Here is a 20983-nt window from a genome sequence, read left to right on the forward strand (position 1 = left end):
CGACCGCCGCCCCTCACGGAATCGCTGCGCGATGCAGTTGTCATTCGTTGGTGCCTTCCAATCTCAGAACGCTGGTCACGGATGTGACGGATTCCATTTCCGCCAGGGCGGCGACGGTGTCCGCGAGCGCCGACTCCGACGCCTGGTGGGTAACCACGACCAGGCGCGCACCCGCGCCGTGTCCTTCCTGACGGACCGTGGAAATGCTCACCTCGTGGTTGGCGAATTCGCCCGCCACCTTGGCCAGCACCCCGGGTCGGTCCGCGACCTGCAGGTTCACGTGGTACCGCGTGGGTGTATCGCCGATCGGCGCGATCGGTAGCTCAGCATAAACCGACTCGCCTGGAGCACGGCCACCGAAGAACTTGTTGCGCGCCGCCATCACCAGATCGCCGAGCACCGCCGACGCCGTCGGGGCGCCGCCCGCGCCCTGGCCGTAGAACATCAGCCGACCGGCGTTCTCCGCCTCGACGACCACCGCGTTGAATGCGCCGGTGACCGTGGCAAGGGGGTGCTTGCGCGGTATGAGGGCCGGGTAGACGCGCACCGAGACGCGCTCCTTGCCGCCCTCCTCCGGTCCCGGTTCGCCCGGACCCGCGGCGACCCGCTCGCAGATGGCGAGCAGTTTGACGGTGCAGTCCAGTGCGGAGGCGGTCTCGAGATCCTCGGCGGTGATCTTGGAAATGCCCTCGCGGTACACATCGGCCGCGGTCACTCGGGTGTGGAAGGCCAGCGAGGCCAGGATCGCGGCCTTGGCGGCGGCGTCGTAGCCCTCGACGTCGGCGGTCGGATCGGCCTCCGCGTAGCCGAGGCGGGTGGCCTCTTCCAGGGTGATCTCGTAGTCCGCACCGGTCTCGTCCATCGCGGAGAGGATGAAGTTGGTGGTGCCGTTGACGATGCCGACGACCTTGTTCACCCGGTCACCGGACAGCGACTGGATCAGCGGGCGCACCACCGGGATCGCGCCGGCGACGGCGGCCTCGAAATACAGGTCGGCGCGGTGGTGCTCGGCGGCGGCGGCGAGTTCGCCGGTGTAGTCGGCCAGCAGTGCCTTATTGGCGGTCACCACGGATTTGCTCGCGTTGAGTGCGGCCAGAATGAGGCGGCGGGCCGGATCGATGCCGCCGATGACCTCGACCACCAGGTCGACATCCTCGCGGGCGACCAGCGCATCCGCGTCGGTGGTCAGCAATTCGGCCGGGATACCGCGGTCGGCATCCAGGTTGCGCACGGCGACACCGCGCAGCACCACCGGCGCGCCGACGCGCGCACGCAGGTCATCGGCGTGGTCGCGCAGAATGCGCACCACCTCGGTGCCGACATTGCCCATGCCGAGGACCGCGACTCCGATCGGACGATCGGTCCCCCATACGCCGAATTTCGCAGCGTCCGTCATGATTCCACCTCCAGGCTGAGCAGGTCCGCCACCGTTTCCCGGCGCAGAATGAGTCGCGGCACACCGCCTCGCACCGCGACGACCGCCGGCCGAGTCAGCTGGTTGTACCGGCTGGACATCGAGTAGCAGTACGCGCCGGTCGCGGCGACGGCCACCAGGTCGCCGGGGCCGACATCGGCGGGCATCCACGTATCGCGGATGACGATATCCCCACTCTCGCAATGCTTTCCGACGACCCGGGCGACCACGGGCGCGGCGTCGGAGGAGCGCGAAACCAGGCGGCAGTCATAGTCGGCCTGATACAGCGCGGGGCGGATGTTGTCGCTCATGCCGCCGTCGACGCTGACGTAGCGCCTGCGCAGTCCGGCATCGAGCGAGACGTCCTTGATGGTGCCGACCTCGTAGAGGGTGACGGTGCCCGGTCCGGCGATGGCGCGGCCGGGTTCCACGGCGATCTTCGGCTCGGGCAGTCCGGCACGGCTCGCCTCGGTGGCGACAAGCTTGCGCAGGCTCGCGGCGAATTCGTCGAGCGGTGGCGGGTCGTCGTGGGGTAGGTACGAAATGCCAAGTCCGCCACCGAGATCCAGGGTGGCGATCTGCGCGGTGCGCTCGATGCCGAACTTGTCGATGGCCTCGCGCAGCAGGCCGAGCATGCGGCGCGCGGCGATCTCGAAACCATCGATTTCGAAGATCTGCGAACCGATGTGGCTGTGCAGACCGACGAGTCGGAGATTATCCGCCTCGAAGACGCGCGCGAGCGCCTCCATGGCATCGCCGCCCGCGATCGAGAAGCCGAACTTCTGATCCTCGTGTGCGGTCGAAATGTATTCGTGGGTATGGGCTTCCACGCCGACGGTGACGCGGACGAGCACATCCTGAACGACTCCGGCGCGGCCCGCGATGGCCTCCAGGCGCTCGATCTCGATCAGCGAGTCGACCACCACATGCCCGACGCCCGCCTCGACCGCGGCCGCCAGCTCGACGACCGATTTATTGTTGCCGTGCAATGCGATTCGGTTCGCGGGGAAGCCCGCGTGCAGTGCGATGGCCAGTTCGCCGCCGGAGCAGACATCGAGAGAAAGGCCCTCGTCGCGAATCCAGCGAGCGATCTCGCCGCACAGGAATGCCTTGGAGGCGTAGTGAACCCGCGCGTCCGGGCCGAAGGCGGCGACCATATCGCGGCAGCGGGAACGGAAGTCGTCCTCGTCGACCACGAACAGCGGGGTGCCGAACTGCTCGGCGAGCTCGTGCACCGGCACACCGGCCAGGTGCACGACACCCTCGGCATCGCGAGAAGCGTTGCGCGGCCATACATTCGCGGGCAGATCGATCATTTGTTTCGGATCGCTCGGACGCTCGGCGAGACTGGGTGCGTGTGGAATATCTGCATGCCGAGGACCGGCGGGATGGACGCTCACGACTCCACCTCGCTGACGCTCGGCTCCGCCGTGACCGTCCGAGACGCTGTGTCTATGGTTCGCTCGCTGTGCTCGCTCACTACATTCGCTCCGGTGCACTAACGCCGAGCAGTTCGAGGCCGTTGCTCAGCACCTGACGGGTGGCATTGGCCAGGGCCAGCCTGGCGGCATTGGTCGGCGTGACGGGTTCGTCGCCGAGGGGCAGTACGCGCAGGTTCTTGTTGGTCTGGAACCGGTGGTAGGCACCGGCCAGTTCCTCCAGATACCGTGCGACGCGGTGCGGTTCGCGCAGGCTCGCGGCGCTGGCGACGGCACGCGGGTATTCGCCGATGGTGCGGATGAGTTCACCCTCTTCATCGGCGGTGAGCAGACCGAAATCCGGTGTCACCGTGTCGTATTCGAATTCGGCCGCATTGCGTGCGATGGACGCGGTCCTGGCGTGCGCGTATTGCACGTAGTAGACCGGGTTCTCGTTGCTCTGGCTGGTCCACAGGTTCAGGTCGATATCGATGCTCGAGTTCACCGAGCTGCGCACCAGCGAGTACCGGGAGGCATCGACGCCGATGGCCTCGACCAGATCGTCGAGGGTCACCACGGTGCCGGCACGCTTGGACATTCGCACGGCCACACCGCCTTTGACGAGATTCACCATCTGTCCGATGAGCACCTCGACGGTGGCCGGATCATCGCCGAAGGCGGCCGCGGCGGCCTTCAAACGTCCGATATAGCCGTGATGGTCCGCACCGAGCATGTAGATGCACAGATCGAAACCGCGCGCACGTTTGTTCTGGAAGTAGGCGATATCACCGGCGATATAGGCGGCATTGCCGTCGCTCTTGAGAACGACGCGGTCCTGATCGTCACCGTATTCGGAGCTGGCGATCCACCAGGCGCCGTCCTTTTCGTAGAGGTCACCGGAATTCTCGAGCTTGGTGACCGCCTGTTCGACGGCACCGGATTCGAATAGCGAACTCTCGTTGAAGTACACATCGAAATCGGTGCCGAATTCGTGCAGCGATTCCTTGATATGGGCGAACATCAACTCGACGCCCTCGGCCCGGAAAAGTTCGAGCTGCTCGTTTTCCGGCAGCGTCGGCGCCTCGGGGTGCGCGGCCACGATCTCGGCGGCGATCTCGCCGATGTATTCACCCGCGTAGCCGTTTTCCGGGGTCGGCGCGCCGGTAGCGGCGGCGACCAGGGATTTGGCGAAGCGGTCGATCTGCGCGCCGTGGTCGTTGAAGTAGTACTCGCGGGTCACGTCGGCGCCCTGCGCGGCCAGGATGCGGCCGAGCGCATCACCGACGGAGGCCCAGCGGGTGCCGCCGAGATGCACCGGACCGGTCGGATTGGCCGACACGAATTCCAGATTGATCCGGGTGCCCCTCAGGGGGTCCGAGGTGCCGTAGGCCGCGCCCGCGGTCAATACCTGTTGCAGGATCGCGCCCTGCGCGGAGGCGGCGAGCCGGATATTGAGGAAGCCGGGACCGGCGACCTCGGCGGTATCGATGGCGTCCGTAGTAGCCAGCGCGTCGGCCAGCCAGGTCGCCAACTCGCGCGGATTCGTTCCGGCCTTCTTGCCTACCTGCATGGCCACATTCGTGGCATAGTCGCCATGTTCCGGATTACGGGGGCGCTCCACGTTGACCTCGTCGGGCAGGACCGCAGGGTCCAGTCCACGTTCGACAAGCACCTTCGCCGCGGTCGCGCGAAGGAGATCTGCAAGGTCAGCTGGAGTCACGAGTCTCTATCCTATGGTCTGGGCAGGTGTACGCCTCGAGTGGGCACCTCCGCGGAGTCCTCCGCAACCACCCAGCACCGTGGATCAATACGTGGAAAGAGCACAGCGAGCATGCCGAGCAGCACGAGCGCCAAATCGGCCAAGGCCGTCCGGGCCGCAGGGAAGGTCGCACCGTCGCGGAAAAAGGGCGGCGGCAAGGTTCCGATGGGCAAGGGCCCGTTGAAGAAGCGCCAGGTCCCCTGGTTGGTCATCGGAGCCGCCGTGGTGATCGTCGCATTGATCGGCGCGCTCGCGTTCAGCCTGGTGCCGAAGTATCGGGACAAGGCCGAACTCGAGAAATTCACGCCGAGTGCACAGAAGAAGGATCCGTCGGATCAGATCGCCGGGGTGACCAAGAAGGACTACCCGGCGGGACTGCACGTCGCGGGTACACAGCGCGTCGCGTACGACCAGACCCCGCCGTTCGGTGGTCCGCACGATCAGGTCTGGGCGAACTGCATGGGCGTGGTCTACAGCAAGCCGGTCCGGGTCGAGAACGCGGTGCATTCGCTCGAGCACGGTGCGGTGTGGATCGCCTACAACCCCGACAAGGTCGACGCGGCGGGCATCGACACGCTGAAGCAGCAGGTCGAAGGTAAGCCGTTCACGTTGATGTCGCCGTTCCCCGGACTTGCCTCGGCGATATCGCTGCAATCCTGGGGGCATCAGCTGAAGCTGGACAGCGCCGACGACAAGCGGGTCAACCAGTTCATCACCGCCTTGCGCGCGAACCAATACGCCTACCCCGAGGTGGGCGCGAGCTGCTCGAACCCCGCGTTCGACGCGAACAACCCGACGCCGTACGACCCGACGCCGCCCGGACCGGATGCGGTGCCGATGGACGGTAAGGGCCTGTCGCAGGACCGCACCGAACTCGGCGGGGCTTCGGGTGGACTGCCCGGTATGCCGAACATTCCGGGTGTGCCGAATATCCCGGGCGTGCCCGGCGGAATTCCGACCCAGCCGACGGAAGGTCAGTAGATGCCCGTGGATACCGAAATCGAGCCTGACGTGGCGAGCGATTCCACGGGTTTGGCCGCACAGGCACGGCGGCAGCGCACTCCGCTGCTGGTGCTCGGCGCGATCGGCATCCTGCTGATCGGTTTCGCGGTCGGCGTGCTGGCCCGGCTCCCGCTGGACAGCAATAGCGAACCCGATCCCGGCGCGGTCGATATCGGATTCAGCCAGGACATGTCGGCACACCACGCGCAGGCCGTCGAACTGGCCGGTATCGCGCTGATCGCTTCCACCGATAACGATGTGCGCAGGCTGGCCTACGACATTCTGACCACCCAGCAGGAACAGATCGGCCGGATGCAGGGCTGGCTGCAGATGTGGGGTAAACCGAACCAGAATGTGGACGGCTATATGGGCTGGATGACCGAAGAGCCGGGCCATTCGCATTCCGGTGCGTCCACCGACCACGCGATGTCGGGACCATCGGCGTCCATGCCGGGCATGGCGACCACCGCGGAAGTAACCGCGCTGCGCCAGGCCACCGGTCCCACGCTGGACACGATGTTCCTGCAGCTGATGCTGCGCCACCATCAGGGCGGACTCTCGATGACCGAATACGCCGCCCAGCACGCCGAAACCACCGCGGTGCGCACACTCGCAGCCGCCATGGCGACCACTCAGCAGGGCGAAGCACAGCTCATCACCACCATGCTGGCCGCTCGCAACGCGAAACCACTGCCGCAGAACTGATCCATCGCATCGGGCCGGGAACCGAAACTCCCCGGCCCGACACGCTTTTTGGCGGACGCCCCGCAATGCGATACGCTTGGCCCCGCCCGAACGGCCGCCCCCACCGGCACCGTTCGAAACCTATCCCGCCCTCGTAGCTCAGGGGATAGAGCGTCTGCCTCCGGAGCAGAAGGCCGCAGGTTCGAATCCTGCCGAGGGCACAACGAGAAGGCCCTGACCAGCGCACATATGGTCAGGGCCTTTCTCTGCGATACACGTTGCGCAGTTGCCGGATTCGCAGGAGACGGGCGGGTGCGTCCGGCGCGGAGTCGAAGGTAAGGGTGGCGCTGTTGCGTGCGCGCACAATCGTGTGTCGCTGTGAGCTGATCGGTGTTCCGGTCGTGGCGGTCCGAGTTGCCGTAATCTCACACACAGTTGGGCAGCGGGAGGACGGGACGATGACATATCCGCCGGGTGGGCAGCCGCCGTTCGGGGCGCCGCAGGGGCAGCCGCAGCAGCCGTATGGCTATCCGCAGCAGGGTGGCTATCCGCAGCAGGGTGGTCCGGGATATGGACCGCAGCAGGGGTATCCGCCGCCTGGTGGTTATCAGCAGCCGGGGTATCCGCCGCCGAAGAAGCGCAGGACGGGGCTGATCATCGGTCTGTTGGTACTGGTGCTCGTCATCGCGGGTGCGGTCGCCGCGGGCGTGGTGCTGACTGTGCAGGGCAAGACGCCACTGGCCTCGGACGAGAAGAAGATCCAGGCGGCCATCCACGACTTCTACGACACACTCGAGTCGAACGGGTTCGCCGCCGCGGCGGACAAGGCATGCGCGGCCGACCGTGCCGAGTTCGACACGCTGACCGATGAGCAGAAGAAGGAATTCGATACTGCCAAGATCGAGGTCAGCATCGACAAGATCGATGACATCGTCGTCACCGGCGACCGTGCGACGGCCCGGATCACCGGCAAACTCACGCTGACCGTCCCGGGTGAGACGCCGGATACCGATACGGGAACCACCGAACACCTGCGCAAGGAAGACGGGAAGTGGAAGATCTGCTCGGCGGAGTCGGGTAAGAACTGACGTAATCTCGTCGGATGAGCTGCTGCGGACCGTCGCGCCGGACCCTCCTCAGCGCCCTCGGGCTGGCCGCGCTCGCGAGCCTCGCGGACCCGGGTTCGGTTCGGGCTCAGCCGAATCCGCTCTTCGCGACCGATCTGGAAGTCGTCACGGTCACCGATCGATCGGTGATTCTCACCTGGACGACGGTGGCTCCGGATCCGAGCGGCCGACTGCTGCCGATCGACACGGCCGCCGAAGTGCGCCTCGGTCCGGCCGATTCAGCGCTGACCACCGGCTATGCCGAGGAGGAGCCCACCCCGTTCCACTATGCGCAGATCGACGGTCTGGATCCAGGCCGTCCCTACCGATTCGAGGCATGGTCGAACGGCGTCCGCGCTGTCCCCGCGCTCTCGCTGACCACTCGCATCCCCGGAAGTCCGGAATCCACCGGCGAATTCACCACCCTGACACCACCGCCCGGTCGTCCGCTGCGCACCGTCACACTAGCCAATGACGTGCACTACGGCGAGCAGGTCAGCGGCCTCGTCGTCGAAAACCTGCCGCCAGGTTTCCGGCAGGAGCCCGGCCTGCCGCCCTACCCGGAGGTGATGCTCGCGGCCATGCTCGATGATCTGCGCCGCACCGACCGCGCCGCCGACGTCCTGCTCATCGCGGGCGATCTCACCGCCGAGGCGACGCCGGAGCAATCGCGTTCGGTTCGCAGGCACCTGGACTCCTGGGGTGCGCAGGGCCGCGACTACCTCGCCGTGCGCGGCAATCACGACCGTCCGCACATGGGCTCGGAATATCAGGGCTGCATTCCCGCGCCCGCGGATCATTACGATTGCTGGGCAGAGCAATTCAATCCCCGCCAGCAACTGATCGAGCACGAGTTGGGCGGCCTGCGGCTGCTCGGACTGGACACCAGCGAACTCGACGGTTCGGGCGGCAGCATCGAACGCCCGCAATTCGACCGGCTCGGCGAACTGCTTCGCGCTGACCCGGACCGCCCGACGCTGGTCTTCGGACATCACCCGGTGACCATCGAATCCGGTCTGACCAATACCGCCGGACCGGGTTTCGTCCTCAACCGCCCCGACAGCATCGAGCTCCAGACGCTCTACTCGCGCGCACCCGGGGTATTCCTGCAGCACAGTGGCCATACCCACCGAAACCGTCGCACCCGCCCCGACACCGGTGCCGCGGTGGAATTCCTGGAGGTCGCCGCCGTCAAGGAGTATCCGGGCGGCTACAGCTTGCTGCGCCTGTACGAGGGCGGGTACATGATCAACTTCTACAAGACACGCACCGCGGCCGCCCGCCGCTGGAGTGCGACCACCCGCGGCGAATACTTCGGCCTGCTGCCGGATTACACGCTCGGCACCTTCGCCGACCGCAATCACGTTGTGCTGCGGGACTTCTCGGGTCTGTCCTGACCGGCAGACAAACGCACGTCCGCCGCGGCCGTACCGATACCATCGCCGCAGTTCGGACGCGGTATCTTGCTTAGGTAAGCCTCATCATATGAAGTGAAACCTTGCACGCGTCGGAAGGACTCGAACATGTCGATCAGATGGAAAGCGATTTCCGCAGCGCTGGCCGTCGCTGTCGCGGCGCTCGGCGTGACGGCCTGTTCGAATTCCTCGGACGACAAGAACGAGATCACCGTCTACAACGCCCAGCACGAATCGCTGACCAAGGAGTGGGTGGACGCGTTCACCAAGGAGACCGGCATCAAGGTCACACTGCGCCAGGGCGGTGACACCGCACTGGGCAACCAGCTGGTCGCCGAGGGCGCGGCGTCCCCCGCCGATGTCTTCCTCACCGAGAACTCCCCCGCGATGGCGCTGGTGGAGAATGCCGGACTATTCGCCGATGTCGACAAGAAGACCCTGGAACAGGTCCCCGCGCAGTTCCGCCCGTCCACCGGGAAGTGGACCGGAATCGCCGCCCGCTCAACGGTTTTCGTCTACAACAAGGATAAGATCGCGGCCGATCAGCTGCCCGCGTCGCTGCTCGATCTGGCGCGGCCGCAGTGGAAGGGACGCTGGGGTGCCGGCGTTTCCGGCGCCGACTTCCAGGCCATTGCGGCGGCCTTGCTCGCGCTCGAGGGCGAAGACGTCACGAAGGCGTGGCTAAAGGGCATGAAGGACAACGCCACCGCATTCCCGAACAATGTCGCCACCATGAAGGCGGTCGACTCGGGACAGCCCGACGGCGGCGTGATCTACCACTACTACTGGTACCGCGATCAGGCCAACACCAAGGAGAGCAGCAGCCACACCGGACTGCACTACTTCAAGAACCAGGATCCGGGCGCCTTCGTCTCGGTTTCCGGTGGCGGCGTGCTGAAGTCGAGTAAGAAGCAGGAGTCGGCGCAGAGGTTCCTGGAATTCATCACCGCCAAGGCCGGCCAGGAGATCCTGCGCGACGGCACCTCGTTGGAGTACCCGGTCGCCAGTGACGTCGCGGCCAATCCGGCGCTGCCGCCCCTCGCCTCGCTGCAGGCGCCCGCCGTCGATCCGAGCAAGCTCGATGCCAAGAAGGTGACGGCGCTGATGACCGAGGCAGGTCTGCTCTAGCCATGGCCGTCCGGACCGCCGTCGCCGCACCCCGGGTCGGAAGACCAGGGCCACTCGTCACGACCGTCGCGCTGCTATTGGTGGCGGCGACGTTCGTGCCGCTCGGCTATATCGTGTCCACTGTCTTCTCCACCGGTCTGCACGAGGCGGCGGAATTGGTTTTCCGCCCGAGGGTCGGTGATCTGCTGCGCAATACGGCCGGGCTGGTAGTCGTCACCGTCCCGATCTGTGTGGTGCTAGGGGTCGGGCTGGCCTGGGTGGTGGAGCGGACGAATGTGCCGGGCGCGGCGTGGTGGGGGCCGGTATTCGCGGCACCGCTCGCCGTGCCCGCGTTCGTGAACAGCTACGGCTGGGTCAGCGTTTTCCCGACCATGCACGGGCTGTGGGCGGGCGTGGTGATCTCCACCATGTCGTATTTCCCGCTGGTGTATCTGCCCGCGGCGGCCACACTGCGCCGCCTCGATCCGGCGGTGGAGGAATCGGCGCGTGCGCTGGGTTCGGGTCCGGTCGCGGTCTTCACCCGAATCGTCCTGCCGCAGTTGCGATTGGCGATCCTCGGCGGCGGACTGCTCATCTCGCTGCATCTGCTCGCCGAATACGGCGCGTTCGTGATGATCCGGTTCGACACCTTCACGACCGCGATCTTCGAGCAGTATCAATCCAGCTTCGCCGGTCCGGCAGGCAGCATGCTGGCCGGTGTGCTGGTGCTGTGCTGTCTGGTGTTGCTGGCGGGCGAGGCGGGCGCGCGCGGTAAGGCGCGTTACGCCAGGATCGGCAGCGGTGCGCCCCGGGCAGCTGTCCGGATTGCGTTGGGGCCCAGCACCATTCCGGTTCTGGCCGCATTGGCCGCAGTGGTCGTCGGCTCGATCGGTGTGCCGCTGTGGACCATCGTGCGCTGGCTACGCATCGGCGGTGCACAAGTCTGGGATTACACCGAGATCGGCACGGCACTCGGACAGACCATCGCCCTTGCGGCGATGGCCGCGCTGCTCACCACACTGTGCGCGTTCCCGGTGGCCTGGATCGCGGTGCGCTCGACATCGGCTTTCGCCCGAATGGTGGAGGGCGCCAACTACATTACGAGTTCGCTGCCGGGCATCGTGATCGCGCTGGCCATGGTGACGGTCACGATTCGGTGGGCGCCGCCGCTCTATCAGACGGTGACCATGGTCGTGGCCGCCTATGTGCTGATGTTTCTGCCGCGGGCGCTGGTCAGCGTGCGGGCCGGGCTGGCGCAGGTGCCGGTCGGGCTGGAGGAAGTGTCGCGCTCGCTCGGCCAGTCGGGGCCGGTCACCTTCGTGCGCGTCACGCTGCGGTTGACCGCGCCCGCCGCGGCCTCGGCCGGTGCGCTGGTATTCGTTGCGGTCGCGACCGAATTGACCGCGACATTGCTGTTGGCGCCCAGCGGAACTCGCACGCTGGCTATGCGATTCTGGTCGCTCTCGGGCGAATTGGACTATGCCGCGGCCGCGCCCTACGCACTCATCATGATCGTCGCGGCCGTGCCGGTGACGTATCTGCTGTTCACCCAATCCAGGAAGGCGGCCGGGTTATGAGTCGGCTTGTCGTGGCGGACGTTTCGAAGACATTCGGCCACCACCGGGTACTCGGCGGGATCGATCTCGAAGTGCCGAACGGCAGTTCGACGGCGGTGGTCGGGTCATCGGGGTGCGGAAAAACCACGCTCTTGCGGGTGATCGCCGGATTCGAGACGCCGGACACGGGTTCGGTCGCGATCGGCACCGAAACCGTGACCCGCGACCGGTTTTCGGTACCGCCGCAGCGGCGCAATGTCGGGTATGTCGCGCAGGACGGTGCGCTGTTCCCGCATCTGACCGTCGGCCAGAACATCGCCTACGGTCTGCACAACGGATTCTTCGGGATGCGACGCGGCCGGAATCGGGTGAACGAGCTGCTGGAGATGGTCTCGCTCGATCCGTCCTACGCTGACCGCCGCCCCCATCAGCTTTCCGGCGGCCAGCAGCAGCGCGTCGCGCTCGCGCGTGCGCTCGCCCGCAAACCCGATGTGATGCTGCTCGATGAGCCGTTCAGCGCACTCGATGCCGGGCTGCGAGCCACCACCAGGCAGGCCGTTGCCGAGACGCTGCGCGCGGCGGGCATGACGAGCATCCTGGTCACCCACGACCAGGAGGAGGCACTCTGCTTCGCCGAACAGGTCGCGGTCATGCGCGAGGGGGTATTCACCCAGGTCGGCGCACCAGAAGAGGTCTACGCCGCGCCCACCGATCTGTTCACCGCCAAATTCCTCGGCGATTGCGTACTGCTCGATGCGGTGGTCGACGGCGATGTGGCCAAATGCGCGCTCGGCCGGGTTCCCGTGCAGAAGTCCGCGCCAACCGGGTCGACGACTATCATGATCCGTCCGGAACAGCTCGTGGCGCAGGTGGTTTCGGATAGCGAAGCGAGTAGCGGGATCGTGCACGAGGTGGAGTTCCGCGGGGCGGATGTGATGCTGACCATCGCGCTGGACGACGATGTCGATCCGGTGCGGGTGCGCCGGGCCAGCGTTGCGGCGCCGACCACGGGCGAGCGCGTCCGTCTGGAGGTGCTCGGGAACGCCGTGGCCTTCGAACCGGCCTGAACCACGGACACCCGACCCGGCGGTGGCGTATCACCGGGTCGGGCACCCATGGCGCACCCTCACCTTTGGAGCGAGCGGCGGGAATTGAACCCGCGTAAACGGCTTTGCAGACCGTTGCCTCAACCACTCAGCCACGCCCGCCTCGCAATGAATATTGCCGTCGCCGGATCGGAATGCCCACGTTTGCGCTCAGTGTGATCCGAACCGATGACGCTCGGCTCTTCGGAATCCGACTTCTGCGGCGCTCACCGATCGGGAGAAGATCCGGAGCGGGCGGAACGTGGAATGATCAAGACCATGTCGCGGCCACGCCCACTTCCGATTGATCCGATCGAGGAGGCCCATCGTCAATGGGTCGGCCACGGCTGGGGCGATTTCGCCGACGGAATGGCGACGGTGACCTCGCTGGTTCGCGCCCAGCAAATCGTGATGGCTCGAGTGGACGAGGCCCTGAAACCGACCGGTCTGACATTCTCGCGATATGAACTCCTCATGCTGCTCGCTTTCAGCAAGACGGGCGCACTGCCCATGGCGAAGGCCAGTGCGCGACTGCAGGTGCACCCGACCAGCGTGACGAATACCGTCGATCGACTCGAAGCAGCCGGGCTCGTCGAGCGGGTGCCACACCCTAGCGATCGACGTGCTACTTTGATCGAAATCACGTCCGCAGGAAGGAAATTGGTTGCCGAGGCGACCGAGGAACTCAACGCGAAAGTGTTCGCGATTCCCGGTCTTCCGCCGGACCGGCTGCACACGCTGTTGCAGTTGCTCGCGGAATTCCGCCATGCCGCAGGGGACTTCGACACCGGCGATGAACCGGCCCGATGGTCGGCGCACGAGCAGTAGCCAAACAGCCGGACCGGTCGGTCTTTACACCGCGCGCACGGCCGTGCGGTAACGGTCTGGCATCCAACTAGCGAATTTACTGCCCCGTCTTCTTGGCAGCGGAGGCGAAAGGGTCCACCATGGAATCCATGGTGCTGGTCTTGGGAGTATCGGCGGGCGCTGGTGGTGCCCGCGCGATGCTGACGCATTCCGATCAGCCGCATCTCCCCCCGATCGATCGATGCCAGGTGCCGCGTCGGGCGGGCGGTGGGGTCGAGGAACCGGTCTTCGAGGCGATCCGCCAGATGCGCGTGGCCGCCGACCGGCGCGACGAGCTCATTACCGGAACCGCCGTGACCTGCCGCTGTCCGCTGCACGCCGACGCTATTCGCACCACTGCGGGCCGCACCCGGCTCGCCATCGTCGACGAACCGCTGGCCCAGCTGCGCTACCTGCGCTTCACCGGCTGCCTGCCCACCACCGGCTCGGTCATCCTCTACGACCTCGGCAGTTCCGGCCTGACCATCACCCACGCCGACTGCCGCACCGACACCATCCTGTCCAGCAAACGCAGCACCGTACTCGGCGGCGACGGCTACGACGCACTGCTGCGCTGGCAATTGGCCCGCAGCGGTGTACTCACCGACAAACTGACCAGCCGCAGGCATCGCGAAGAACTCAGCAGCGCCCGGGTAATTACCGCCACAGACACCAGTTCCGGCGGACGCGCCGTGGTCACCCGCAGCGACCTCGCCGAACTGTGCGCCGCGGGCATCCACCACTCCGCATCATTCGTCCGCCAACTGATCGAGGAGACCGGCGTCCAACCGGAAGCTCTGATCTTGCTCGGCGGCTGCACCCGCAGCCCCGATATCCGCGACGAATTGTCCGAAATGATCGAACTGCCGGTCATCTACGACGAGGAGCCCGAATACGTTTCGGCCCGCGGGGCGGTATTGCTTGCCGCGGAACGTCCCACCGGCGATGTGCGGATGGCGCGCCTACGCAGCGGAGCACTGACCGGTTCACTGGTGCCGACCACCACCGGCCGCCGCAAACTCATTGCCGCCGTTGCGGTTACGATCGCCTTGGGCGCGACGATCGCCGGACTGCTCGCCATGGACCACAGCTCCGCCCCGCCACCCGGTGGCGTCAACGCGCCGACCCCCGTCGAAGTCGCGGAAATCCCGGCGACGTCCTTCAACTGAACCTGACCGGTATACGAAGACCGACGGTGCCTTTCAAGGCAGGTGGTGACATTCCTGGTATTGCCGAAGATCGTGCTGGAGGATCGTAATGTGGTTGCGGCGGTGAAGGATTCTTCGGCGGCTTTGAAACGGACCTGGGGAATCTGGTCGGCAATGCCGGGCTCGGATTGTTCGGCTTGCAGTTCGCCCTGCCGGCCATTCCGGTGATGTTCGTCGGATTCGTGATGCTCGGCACGGGTGCGGTAGCCGGGCCGGCAGTGATCGCGCTCGGCGTCGCATGGCTCATGGCGACCGGGGTTATCGTGTCCGCGCTGTCGGGCATCTACCAGACGACGCTGTACCGGCACAGCGTCGATGGCAGCGCGGTCGATGGCAGCGCGCCGATCGCGTTCGCCACGGCTGATCTGTCGCATTCGTTCCGGCAATGTGGCCGCCGCTGATCGAATACACCTGTGCCCGGTCGAGATTCACTCGACCGGGCACAGTGCTGTACATCGGCGCTAGCTGTTGCTGAACTTCGCCGGACGCTTCTCGACGAAGGCGCTCATGCCTTCCTTCTGATCGTCGATTGCGAAGAGCGAGTGGAAGACTCGGCGTTCGAAGCGCAGGCCCTCGGCGAGGGTGGTTTCGAAGGAGCGGTCCACGGCTTCCTTGGCGATCATGGTGACCGGCAGTGACATCGAGGCGATGGTCTCGGCGACCTCGAGCGCGGTGTCGAGCAGTTCGGCGGCGGGCACGATGCGGGATACGAGGCCGGCGCGCTCGGCCTCCTCCGCATCCATATTGCGGCCGGTCAGCACCAGATCCATGGCCTTGGCCTTGCCGACGGCGCGGGTCAGGCGCTGTGAGCCGCCGATGCCCGGGATGACGCCGAGCTTGATTTCGGGCTGGCCGAATTTCGCGTTGTCCGCCGCGAGCAGGATGTCGCAGATCATGGCCAGCTCACAGCCACCGCCCAGGGCATAACCTGCGACGGCGGCGATGGTGGGCTTGCGGAACTGCGCCAGCCGGTCCCAGCGGGCGAAGTAGTCGTTCATGAACATGTCCATGTACGACTTGGGCTGCATCTCCTTGATATCGGCACCGGCCGCGAAGGCCCGCTCCGAACCGGTGATGACGATGGCGCCGATCGCGTCATCGTGCTCGAGTTCGTCGAGCGCGGCGATGACGTCGTCGAGGACCTGCGCGTTCAGCGCGTTCAACGCCTTCGGCCGGTTCAGCGTGATCCAGCCGACCCGGCCCTTGCGCTCCAGCAGAATCGTCTCGAAGTCACTCACTTGACACCCTCTTCATCGGAACGGTCACGGATATCCGTGACGATAGCGGAGAAGTCCTTGCCGCCCTGCGACTGGTTGAACCGGGTGTAGATCTCGGCGGCGAGCATGCCGAGCCGGCCGTCGACGTCGTTATCGCGCAGGGCATTCGCGGCCAGACCCAGGTCCTTGGTCATCAATGCGGTGGCGAAACCGGGCTGGTAATCGTTGTTCGCGGGGCTGGTCGGCACCGGACCCGGAACCGGACAGTAGCTGGTCAGCGCCCAACTCTGGCCGGATGCGGTCGAGACCACATCGAAGAACGACTGGTGGCTCAGGCCCAGCTTCTCGCCGAGCACCAGGGCCTCGGACAGGCCGATCATCGAGATGCCGAGCAGCATGTTGTTGCAGATCTTCGCGGCCTGGCCGACACCGGAGCCACCGCAGTGCACGACCTTGCCGCCCATTACCTGGAGCACGTCGAGCGCATCGGCGAAGTCGGCCTCGGTGCCGCCGACCATGAAGGTGAGCGTGCCCGCCGCGGCACCCGCGACACCACCGGAGACTGGGGCGTCGAGTGCACGATGACCCGCGTCGACGGCGTTACCTGCGGCCGCTTTGGCGTCGGCGACATCGATGGTGGAGCAATCGATGAACAGAGTGCCCGGATCCGCGGCGGAGAGCAGATCGGCGTAGACGTCGAGGACGAGCTTGCCATTGGGCAACATGGTGATCACGACATCGCGGCCCGCAGCCGCCGCAGTGGCCGAATCCGCCACGGTGGCACCGTCTTTGCGTGCCTGCTCCTGTGCCGCGGGGACAGGATCGAAGGCGAGCACCTCATATCCGGCCTTCACCAAGTTCGCGGCCATCGGCCCGCCCATATGGCCGAGGCCGAGGAAACCGATCTTCTTCGTCACTTGTTCGCCTCCAAACCCAGTTCCTTATCGCCCAATTCGACGAAGTACGCGTCGACCTGCTCGGCGGTGACATCGGCGAGCGTCGCGGGCGACCACTGCGGGTTGCGGTCCTTGTCGATCACCTGCGCGCGGATGCCTTCGACCAGATCGTGCGAGGCCAGCGCGGCGATGGACACCCGGTACTCCTCGTTCAGCACCGCCTCGAGGCTCCGCGCGGCACGGGCGGCACGCAGCGAACGCAACGTCACCTTCAGTGCCACAGGCGATTTGGCGAGCAGTTCGGTCGCGGCCTTGGCAGCCTCCGGCGCGCCGTGCGACCGCAACCGATCGACGATCTCCTCAACGGAATCAGCGCTGTAGCAGGCGTCGATCCAGTCCTGCTGGGCGACCAGCTCGGATTCCGGCGCGTCCGTGGCGAATTTGGCAATCGCGATCTCCGCGGACTCGGTCCGCAGCGTTTCCAGCAGTGCCGGAATATGTTCCGAAGCCACGTAGTAATCGGCGAAACCCGCGGCAATGGCGTCACCGGCGCTCATTCGCGCGGTGGTCAGTGCGACGTGTGTGCCGATTTCGCCCGGCGTGCGGGCGAGCAGGTAGGTGCCACCGACATCCGGAATGAAGCCGATGCCGACCTCCGGCATGCCGATCTTGGAGCGCTCGGTGACGATCCGGTGGCTGCCGTGGCCGGAAAGACCGACGCCGCCGCCCATCACGATGCCGTCCATGACCACCACATAGGGCTTCGGATAGCGGCCGATCAGGGCATTGAGGATGTACTCGTCGCGCCAGAACACACCCGTGGCCGAATCCGCATCGGCGGCAATGCCCGGGGAGCCACCCCGCAATGCGGACGCGTCACTGTGGATGGCGACGATATCGCCGCCCGCGCAGAGCCCGCGGTCTCCCGCACCGGTGACGACGACGGTGCGCACCTCGTCGTCATCGGCCCACACCTGCAGTGCGGCGAAAATGGCGAGGGCCATCGGATGATTCAGTGCATTGATGGCCTTGGGCCGGTTCAGCGTGATCAGACCGAGTCCGTCGCGCTTATCGATGAGAACTTCGGATTCCGTCATGCTGCTCCTACCACCGAGCGGGCGACGACCACCCGCATGATTTCGTTGGTGCCCTCCAGAATCTGGTGCACCCGCAGATCGCGGACGATCTTTTCCACGCCGTATTCGGCCAGATATCCGTAGCCGCCGTGCATCTGCAGCGCTTTGTTCGCAACCTCGAATCCGGCATCGGTCGTGAATCGCTTTGCCATGGCACACAATTCGACCTTGTCGTCGGCATCGGCATCCAGTGCGGCCGCGGCCCGCCACAGCAGGGTCCGCGCCGCCTCCAGAGCGGTGCGCATATCCGCGAGCTGGAATTGCAATGCCGGGTTGTCCAGCAGTCGGCTGTCGAACGCCTTACGCTGAGCCAGGTAGGTCACGGATTTCTCGAGCGCCGCCTGGCCGCCGCCCAACGAGCAGGCCGCGATATTGAGTCGCCCGCCGTTGAGCCCGTTCATGGCGATGCGGAAGCCATTGCCCTCGACGCCCAGCATATTCGCGGCGGGCACCCTGGCGTTGTCCAGAATCACCTGACGAGTGGGCTGGGCATTCCAACCCATTTTCTTCTCGTTGGCGCCGAAGGAAATCCCCGGGGTATCGGCCGGAACAATGAATGCCGAAATCCCACGCGCACCCGCATCGCCGGTGCGCGCCATGATGACGTACACATCGGTGCTGCCCGCCCCGGAGATGAATTGCTTTACTCCGGTGAGCAAGTAATCGTCACCGTCGCGGACGGCCTTGGTGCTCAAGGCCGCCGCATCCGATCCGACGCCCGGCTCGGTGAGCGCGTAGCTGCCGAGCCATTCCATCGAGGTCAGCCGGGGCAGCCAATGGTTGCGCTGCTCGGCATTGCCGTAGTTGTCGATCATCCACCCAACCATGTTGTGGATGGAGATATACGCCGCGATAGCCGGGCAGCCGGTGGCCAGTTGTTCGAAGATGCGCACGGCGTCGAGCCTGCGCAGTCCGGATCCACCGACGTCCTCGCCGATATAGATGCCACCCATGCCGAGCGAACCCGCCTTGCGCAGCACATCCACTGGAAAGTGCTTTTGCTCATCCCATTCCAGGGCGTTCGGGGCGAGGTATTCGTCGGCGAAGTCGCGCGCCATTTCGGTAATGGCGCGCTCGTCGTCATTCAATGCGAACACGATCGTCGACCTCCCGTCCGTGGGCCATTCAGTCCATCGTCGGAATGACGAAGTGGTTGCTGTCCTTCAGCCCGGAAGGCCAGCGCTGGGTAACGGTCTTGGTCTTGGTGTAGAAGCGAATCGAATCCGGACCGTGCTGGTTCAGATCGCCGAAACCGGAGCGCTTCCAACCGCCGAAGGTGTGGTACGCGATCGGTACCGGAATCGGCACATTGATGCCGACCATGCCGACCTGCACGCGGGCGGCGAAATCCCGTGCGGTATCGCCGTCCCGGGTGAAGATCGCGACGCCGTTGCCGTATTCGTGCTCGTTGGGCAGGGCCAACGCTTCGTCGTAATCCTTGGCCCGCACGATCGCGAGCACCGGACCGAAGATCTCTTCCTTGTAGATCCGCATTTCCGGGGTGACATTGTCGAAAAGCGTTGCGCCGGTGAAGTACCCGCCTTCGCCGCCGTCGACAGCGAGGCCGCGCCCGTCGATCACCAGCTCGGCCCCCTCATCGACGCCGATCTGAATGTAGTTCTCGACCCGGCCGAGTGCATCCTTGGTGACCAGCGGGCCGAAATCGGCACCGGCATCGTCGGAGCGCCCGACATTCAGTTTGGCGATCCGCTCGATCAGCTTCTCGCGCAGGCGGTGCGCGGTCTCTTCGCCGACCGGGACAGCAACCGAGATGGCCATACAGCGCTCGCCCGCCGAGCCGTAGCCCGCGCCGATGAGCTGGTCGGCGACATCGTCGAGGTCGGCGTCCGGCATCACGATCGCGTGGTTCTTGGCACCGCCGAAGCACTGTGCGCGTTTGCCATTCGCGGTCGCGGTCTCGTAGATGTACTGCGCGATCGGGGTGGAGCCGACGAAGCCGACGGCCTTGACGGTCGGCGAGTGCAGGATCGCGTCGACGGCTTCCTTATCGCCGTTGACCACGTTGAACACCCCCGCGGGCAGGCCCGCCTCGAGGAAAAGCTCGGCGAGCCGCAGCGGCACCGATGGGTCGCGCTCGGATGGCTTGAGCACGAAGGCGTTTCCGCAGGCCAGCGCCGGACCGGCCTTCCACAGCGGAATCATGGCCGGGAAGTTGAACGGGGTAATGCCCGCGACCACACCGAGCGGCTGACGCATCGAGTAGACGTCGATGCCGGTGCCCGCGCTCTCGGTGTACTCCCCCTTGAGCAGATGCGGAATACCCGCCGCGAATTCGATGACCTCGATACCGCGCTGGATATCACCCCTGGCGTCGGGGATGGTCTTGCCGTGTTCGGCGGACAGCAGCGCCGCAAGGGAGTCCATCTCGTCCTGCACGAGCGTCAGGAACTTCATCAGCACCCGGGCCCGCTTCTGCGGGTTGAACGCGGCCCACACCTGCTGCGCCTCGGCCGCATTCGCGATGACGGCATCGACCTCGGCCTTACTCGCCAGCGGCACCCGTGCCTGCACCTGTCCGCTATTCGGATCGAAGACATCGGCGAAGTTGCCCGAGGCCCCGGCGACATGCTGTCCGCCGATGTAATGAGTGAGTTCGCGAACCATGCCAGTCCTGTTCTCGTAGTGGACGCCGCGCATCGCGCGATTTACGGTCATCCTATAGTTGGATGTCCAAGTAAATATAGGCACGCGAGCAGACTGTGATTCATCCCACGGCAACTAACCAGCGCACCGAGTCGCCCCGGCAACCTCGTCGGTCGCCCGACCAGCAGAACTGATCAGCCGCTCAGGCGGAGGACTTCGACGAGCGGGTGAGCGGCCACGCACCGGCGGCGAGGACCACCGCGCCGATGATCAGGATTCGGACCATCGCGCCGACCGCATCGTCGAACCAGTGCACGACCGCCGAGCCCACGGCCAGCGCGATCATCGCAGCGCCACCGATCATGAGCACCGCCGAGCGCTGCGTTGCGTGCAGTGCTGAGCAGCCGCCCGGCGGGTACGAAACCCGTGCGCTCGGCGGCGACGTAGACCTGGTTAGCGCGACTTCACAGGCCGCCACCGCCTGCCACATTCCGCCGAGCCGGCGAACCGAATTCGGTGACAGCTGCGGC

19 protein-coding genes and 2 tRNA genes are annotated in these 20983 nt (G+C 65.8%); 11 read left to right on the forward strand and 10 right to left on the reverse strand.

What is annotated here, in order from left to right; all coding sequences use genetic code 11:
• Window positions 1–40: 40 nt before the first annotated feature.
• The 3 genes from ACQPXH_RS28155 to argS all read right to left on the reverse strand — a co-directional run bounded on the left by ACQPXH_RS28155 (window position 41) and on the right by argS (window position 4552).
• The gene (locus ACQPXH_RS28155) at window positions 41–1396 is read right to left on the reverse strand and encodes a homoserine dehydrogenase (RefSeq protein ID WP_433599481.1); all 1356 of its coding nucleotides are present in this window, start codon (window positions 1394–1396) and stop codon (window positions 41–43) included.
• A complete protein-coding gene (gene lysA / locus ACQPXH_RS28160) occupies window positions 1393–2814 on the reverse strand; it encodes a diaminopimelate decarboxylase (protein ID WP_433599482.1) in 1422 nt (473 codons plus the stop codon). The genes ACQPXH_RS28155 and lysA overlap by 4 nt, the downstream gene beginning before the upstream one ends.
• 79 nt (window positions 2815–2893) lie before the next feature.
• The gene (gene argS / locus ACQPXH_RS28165) at window positions 2894–4552 is read right to left on the reverse strand and encodes an arginine--tRNA ligase (protein ID WP_433599483.1); all 1659 of its coding nucleotides are present in this window, start codon (window positions 4550–4552) and stop codon (window positions 2894–2896) included.
• A gap of 111 nt (window positions 4553–4663) precedes the next feature.
• On the opposite strand from argS, the gene ACQPXH_RS28170 reads away from it, so the two are divergent.
• The 8 genes from ACQPXH_RS28170 to ACQPXH_RS28205 all read left to right on the forward strand — a co-directional run bounded on the left by ACQPXH_RS28170 (window position 4664) and on the right by ACQPXH_RS28205 (window position 12528).
• The gene (locus ACQPXH_RS28170; RefSeq protein WP_433599484.1) at window positions 4664–5572 is read left to right on the forward strand and encodes a DUF3105 domain-containing protein; all 909 of its coding nucleotides are present in this window, start codon (window positions 4664–4666) and stop codon (window positions 5570–5572) included.
• Entirely contained in the window at window positions 5573–6298 is a 726-nt protein-coding gene (locus ACQPXH_RS28175) for a DUF305 domain-containing protein (protein WP_433599485.1), read from the forward strand.
• Window positions 6299–6425: 127 nt separating this feature from the next.
• Window positions 6426–6498 (forward strand) — tRNA-Arg (locus ACQPXH_RS28180).
• A 237-nt stretch (window positions 6499–6735) separates the two neighbouring features.
• Window positions 6736–7365 carry an Rv0361 family membrane protein gene (locus ACQPXH_RS28185; protein WP_433599486.1) on the forward strand — a complete coding sequence of 210 codons (630 nt, stop codon included), beginning with the start codon at window positions 6736–6738 and terminating at the stop codon, window positions 7363–7365.
• Between the two features lie 14 nt (window positions 7366–7379).
• Window positions 7380–8780 (forward strand): metallophosphoesterase, encoded by a 1401-nt coding sequence (locus ACQPXH_RS28190; protein ID WP_433599487.1) that lies wholly within the window; start codon window positions 7380–7382, stop codon window positions 8778–8780.
• 126 nt (window positions 8781–8906) lie between these two features.
• Window positions 8907–9926 (forward strand): iron ABC transporter substrate-binding protein, encoded by a 1020-nt coding sequence (locus tag ACQPXH_RS28195; RefSeq protein WP_433599488.1) that lies wholly within the window; start codon window positions 8907–8909, stop codon window positions 9924–9926.
• 2 nt (window positions 9927–9928) lie between these two features.
• Window positions 9929–11482: an ABC transporter permease gene (locus ACQPXH_RS28200; RefSeq protein WP_433599489.1), complete on the forward strand. Its 1554-nt coding sequence runs from the start codon at window positions 9929–9931 to the stop codon at window positions 11480–11482.
• Window positions 11479–12528, forward strand: a complete 1050-nt coding sequence (locus ACQPXH_RS28205) for an ABC transporter ATP-binding protein (RefSeq protein ID WP_433599490.1) — start codon at window positions 11479–11481, stop codon at window positions 12526–12528. Before ACQPXH_RS28200 ends, ACQPXH_RS28205 begins: the two co-directional genes overlap by 4 nt.
• Before the next feature lie 66 nt (window positions 12529–12594).
• Here ACQPXH_RS28205 and ACQPXH_RS28210 read toward each other — a convergent pair.
• Window positions 12595–12669 (reverse strand) — tRNA-Cys (locus tag ACQPXH_RS28210).
• Between the two features lie 156 nt (window positions 12670–12825).
• Here ACQPXH_RS28210 and ACQPXH_RS28215 point away from each other — a divergent pair.
• From ACQPXH_RS28215 to ACQPXH_RS28225, 3 genes are all read left to right on the forward strand, one after another.
• Complete coding sequence (locus ACQPXH_RS28215; protein ID WP_433599491.1) at window positions 12826–13374, forward strand: MarR family winged helix-turn-helix transcriptional regulator; 549 nt, start codon at window positions 12826–12828, stop codon at window positions 13372–13374.
• Between the two features lie 119 nt (window positions 13375–13493).
• Window positions 13494–14561, forward strand: a complete 1068-nt coding sequence (locus tag ACQPXH_RS28220; protein ID WP_433599492.1) for an Hsp70 family protein — start codon at window positions 13494–13496, stop codon at window positions 14559–14561.
• 176 nt (window positions 14562–14737) lie between these two features.
• Window positions 14738–15001, forward strand: a complete 264-nt coding sequence (locus ACQPXH_RS28225; RefSeq protein WP_433599493.1) for a hypothetical protein — start codon at window positions 14738–14740, stop codon at window positions 14999–15001.
• A gap of 60 nt (window positions 15002–15061) precedes the next feature.
• Here the strand turns inward: ACQPXH_RS28225 and ACQPXH_RS28230 are convergent, their stop codons facing one another.
• From ACQPXH_RS28230 to ACQPXH_RS28255, 6 genes are all read right to left on the reverse strand, one after another.
• Window positions 15062–15838 carry an enoyl-CoA hydratase gene (locus ACQPXH_RS28230; protein ID WP_433599494.1) on the reverse strand — a complete coding sequence of 259 codons (777 nt, stop codon included), beginning with the start codon at window positions 15836–15838 and terminating at the stop codon, window positions 15062–15064.
• A complete protein-coding gene (mmsB, locus tag ACQPXH_RS28235) occupies window positions 15835–16734 on the reverse strand; it encodes a 3-hydroxyisobutyrate dehydrogenase (protein ID WP_433599495.1) in 900 nt (299 codons plus the stop codon). Before mmsB ends, ACQPXH_RS28230 begins: the two co-directional genes overlap by 4 nt.
• Complete coding sequence (locus tag ACQPXH_RS28240; RefSeq protein ID WP_433599496.1) at window positions 16731–17810, reverse strand: enoyl-CoA hydratase/isomerase family protein; 1080 nt, start codon at window positions 17808–17810, stop codon at window positions 16731–16733. The genes mmsB and ACQPXH_RS28240 overlap by 4 nt, the downstream gene beginning before the upstream one ends.
• Window positions 17807–18946, reverse strand: coding sequence for an acyl-CoA dehydrogenase family protein (locus ACQPXH_RS28245; protein ID WP_433599497.1), 1140 nt, complete (start codon window positions 18944–18946; stop codon window positions 17807–17809). The genes ACQPXH_RS28240 and ACQPXH_RS28245 overlap by 4 nt, the downstream gene beginning before the upstream one ends.
• Window positions 18947–18974: 28 nt before the next feature.
• The gene (locus ACQPXH_RS28250; RefSeq protein ID WP_433599498.1) at window positions 18975–20474 is read right to left on the reverse strand and encodes a CoA-acylating methylmalonate-semialdehyde dehydrogenase; all 1500 of its coding nucleotides are present in this window, start codon (window positions 20472–20474) and stop codon (window positions 18975–18977) included.
• Between the two features lie 181 nt (window positions 20475–20655).
• The gene (locus ACQPXH_RS28255) at window positions 20656–20817 is read right to left on the reverse strand and encodes a hypothetical protein (protein WP_433599499.1); all 162 of its coding nucleotides are present in this window, start codon (window positions 20815–20817) and stop codon (window positions 20656–20658) included.
• Window positions 20818–20983: the final 166 nt, after the last annotated feature.

The sequence above is a fragment of the Nocardia sp. CA-135953 genome (assembly GCF_050955735.1).
In the GTDB taxonomy this organism is placed as follows: domain Bacteria; phylum Actinomycetota; class Actinomycetes; order Mycobacteriales; family Mycobacteriaceae; genus Nocardia.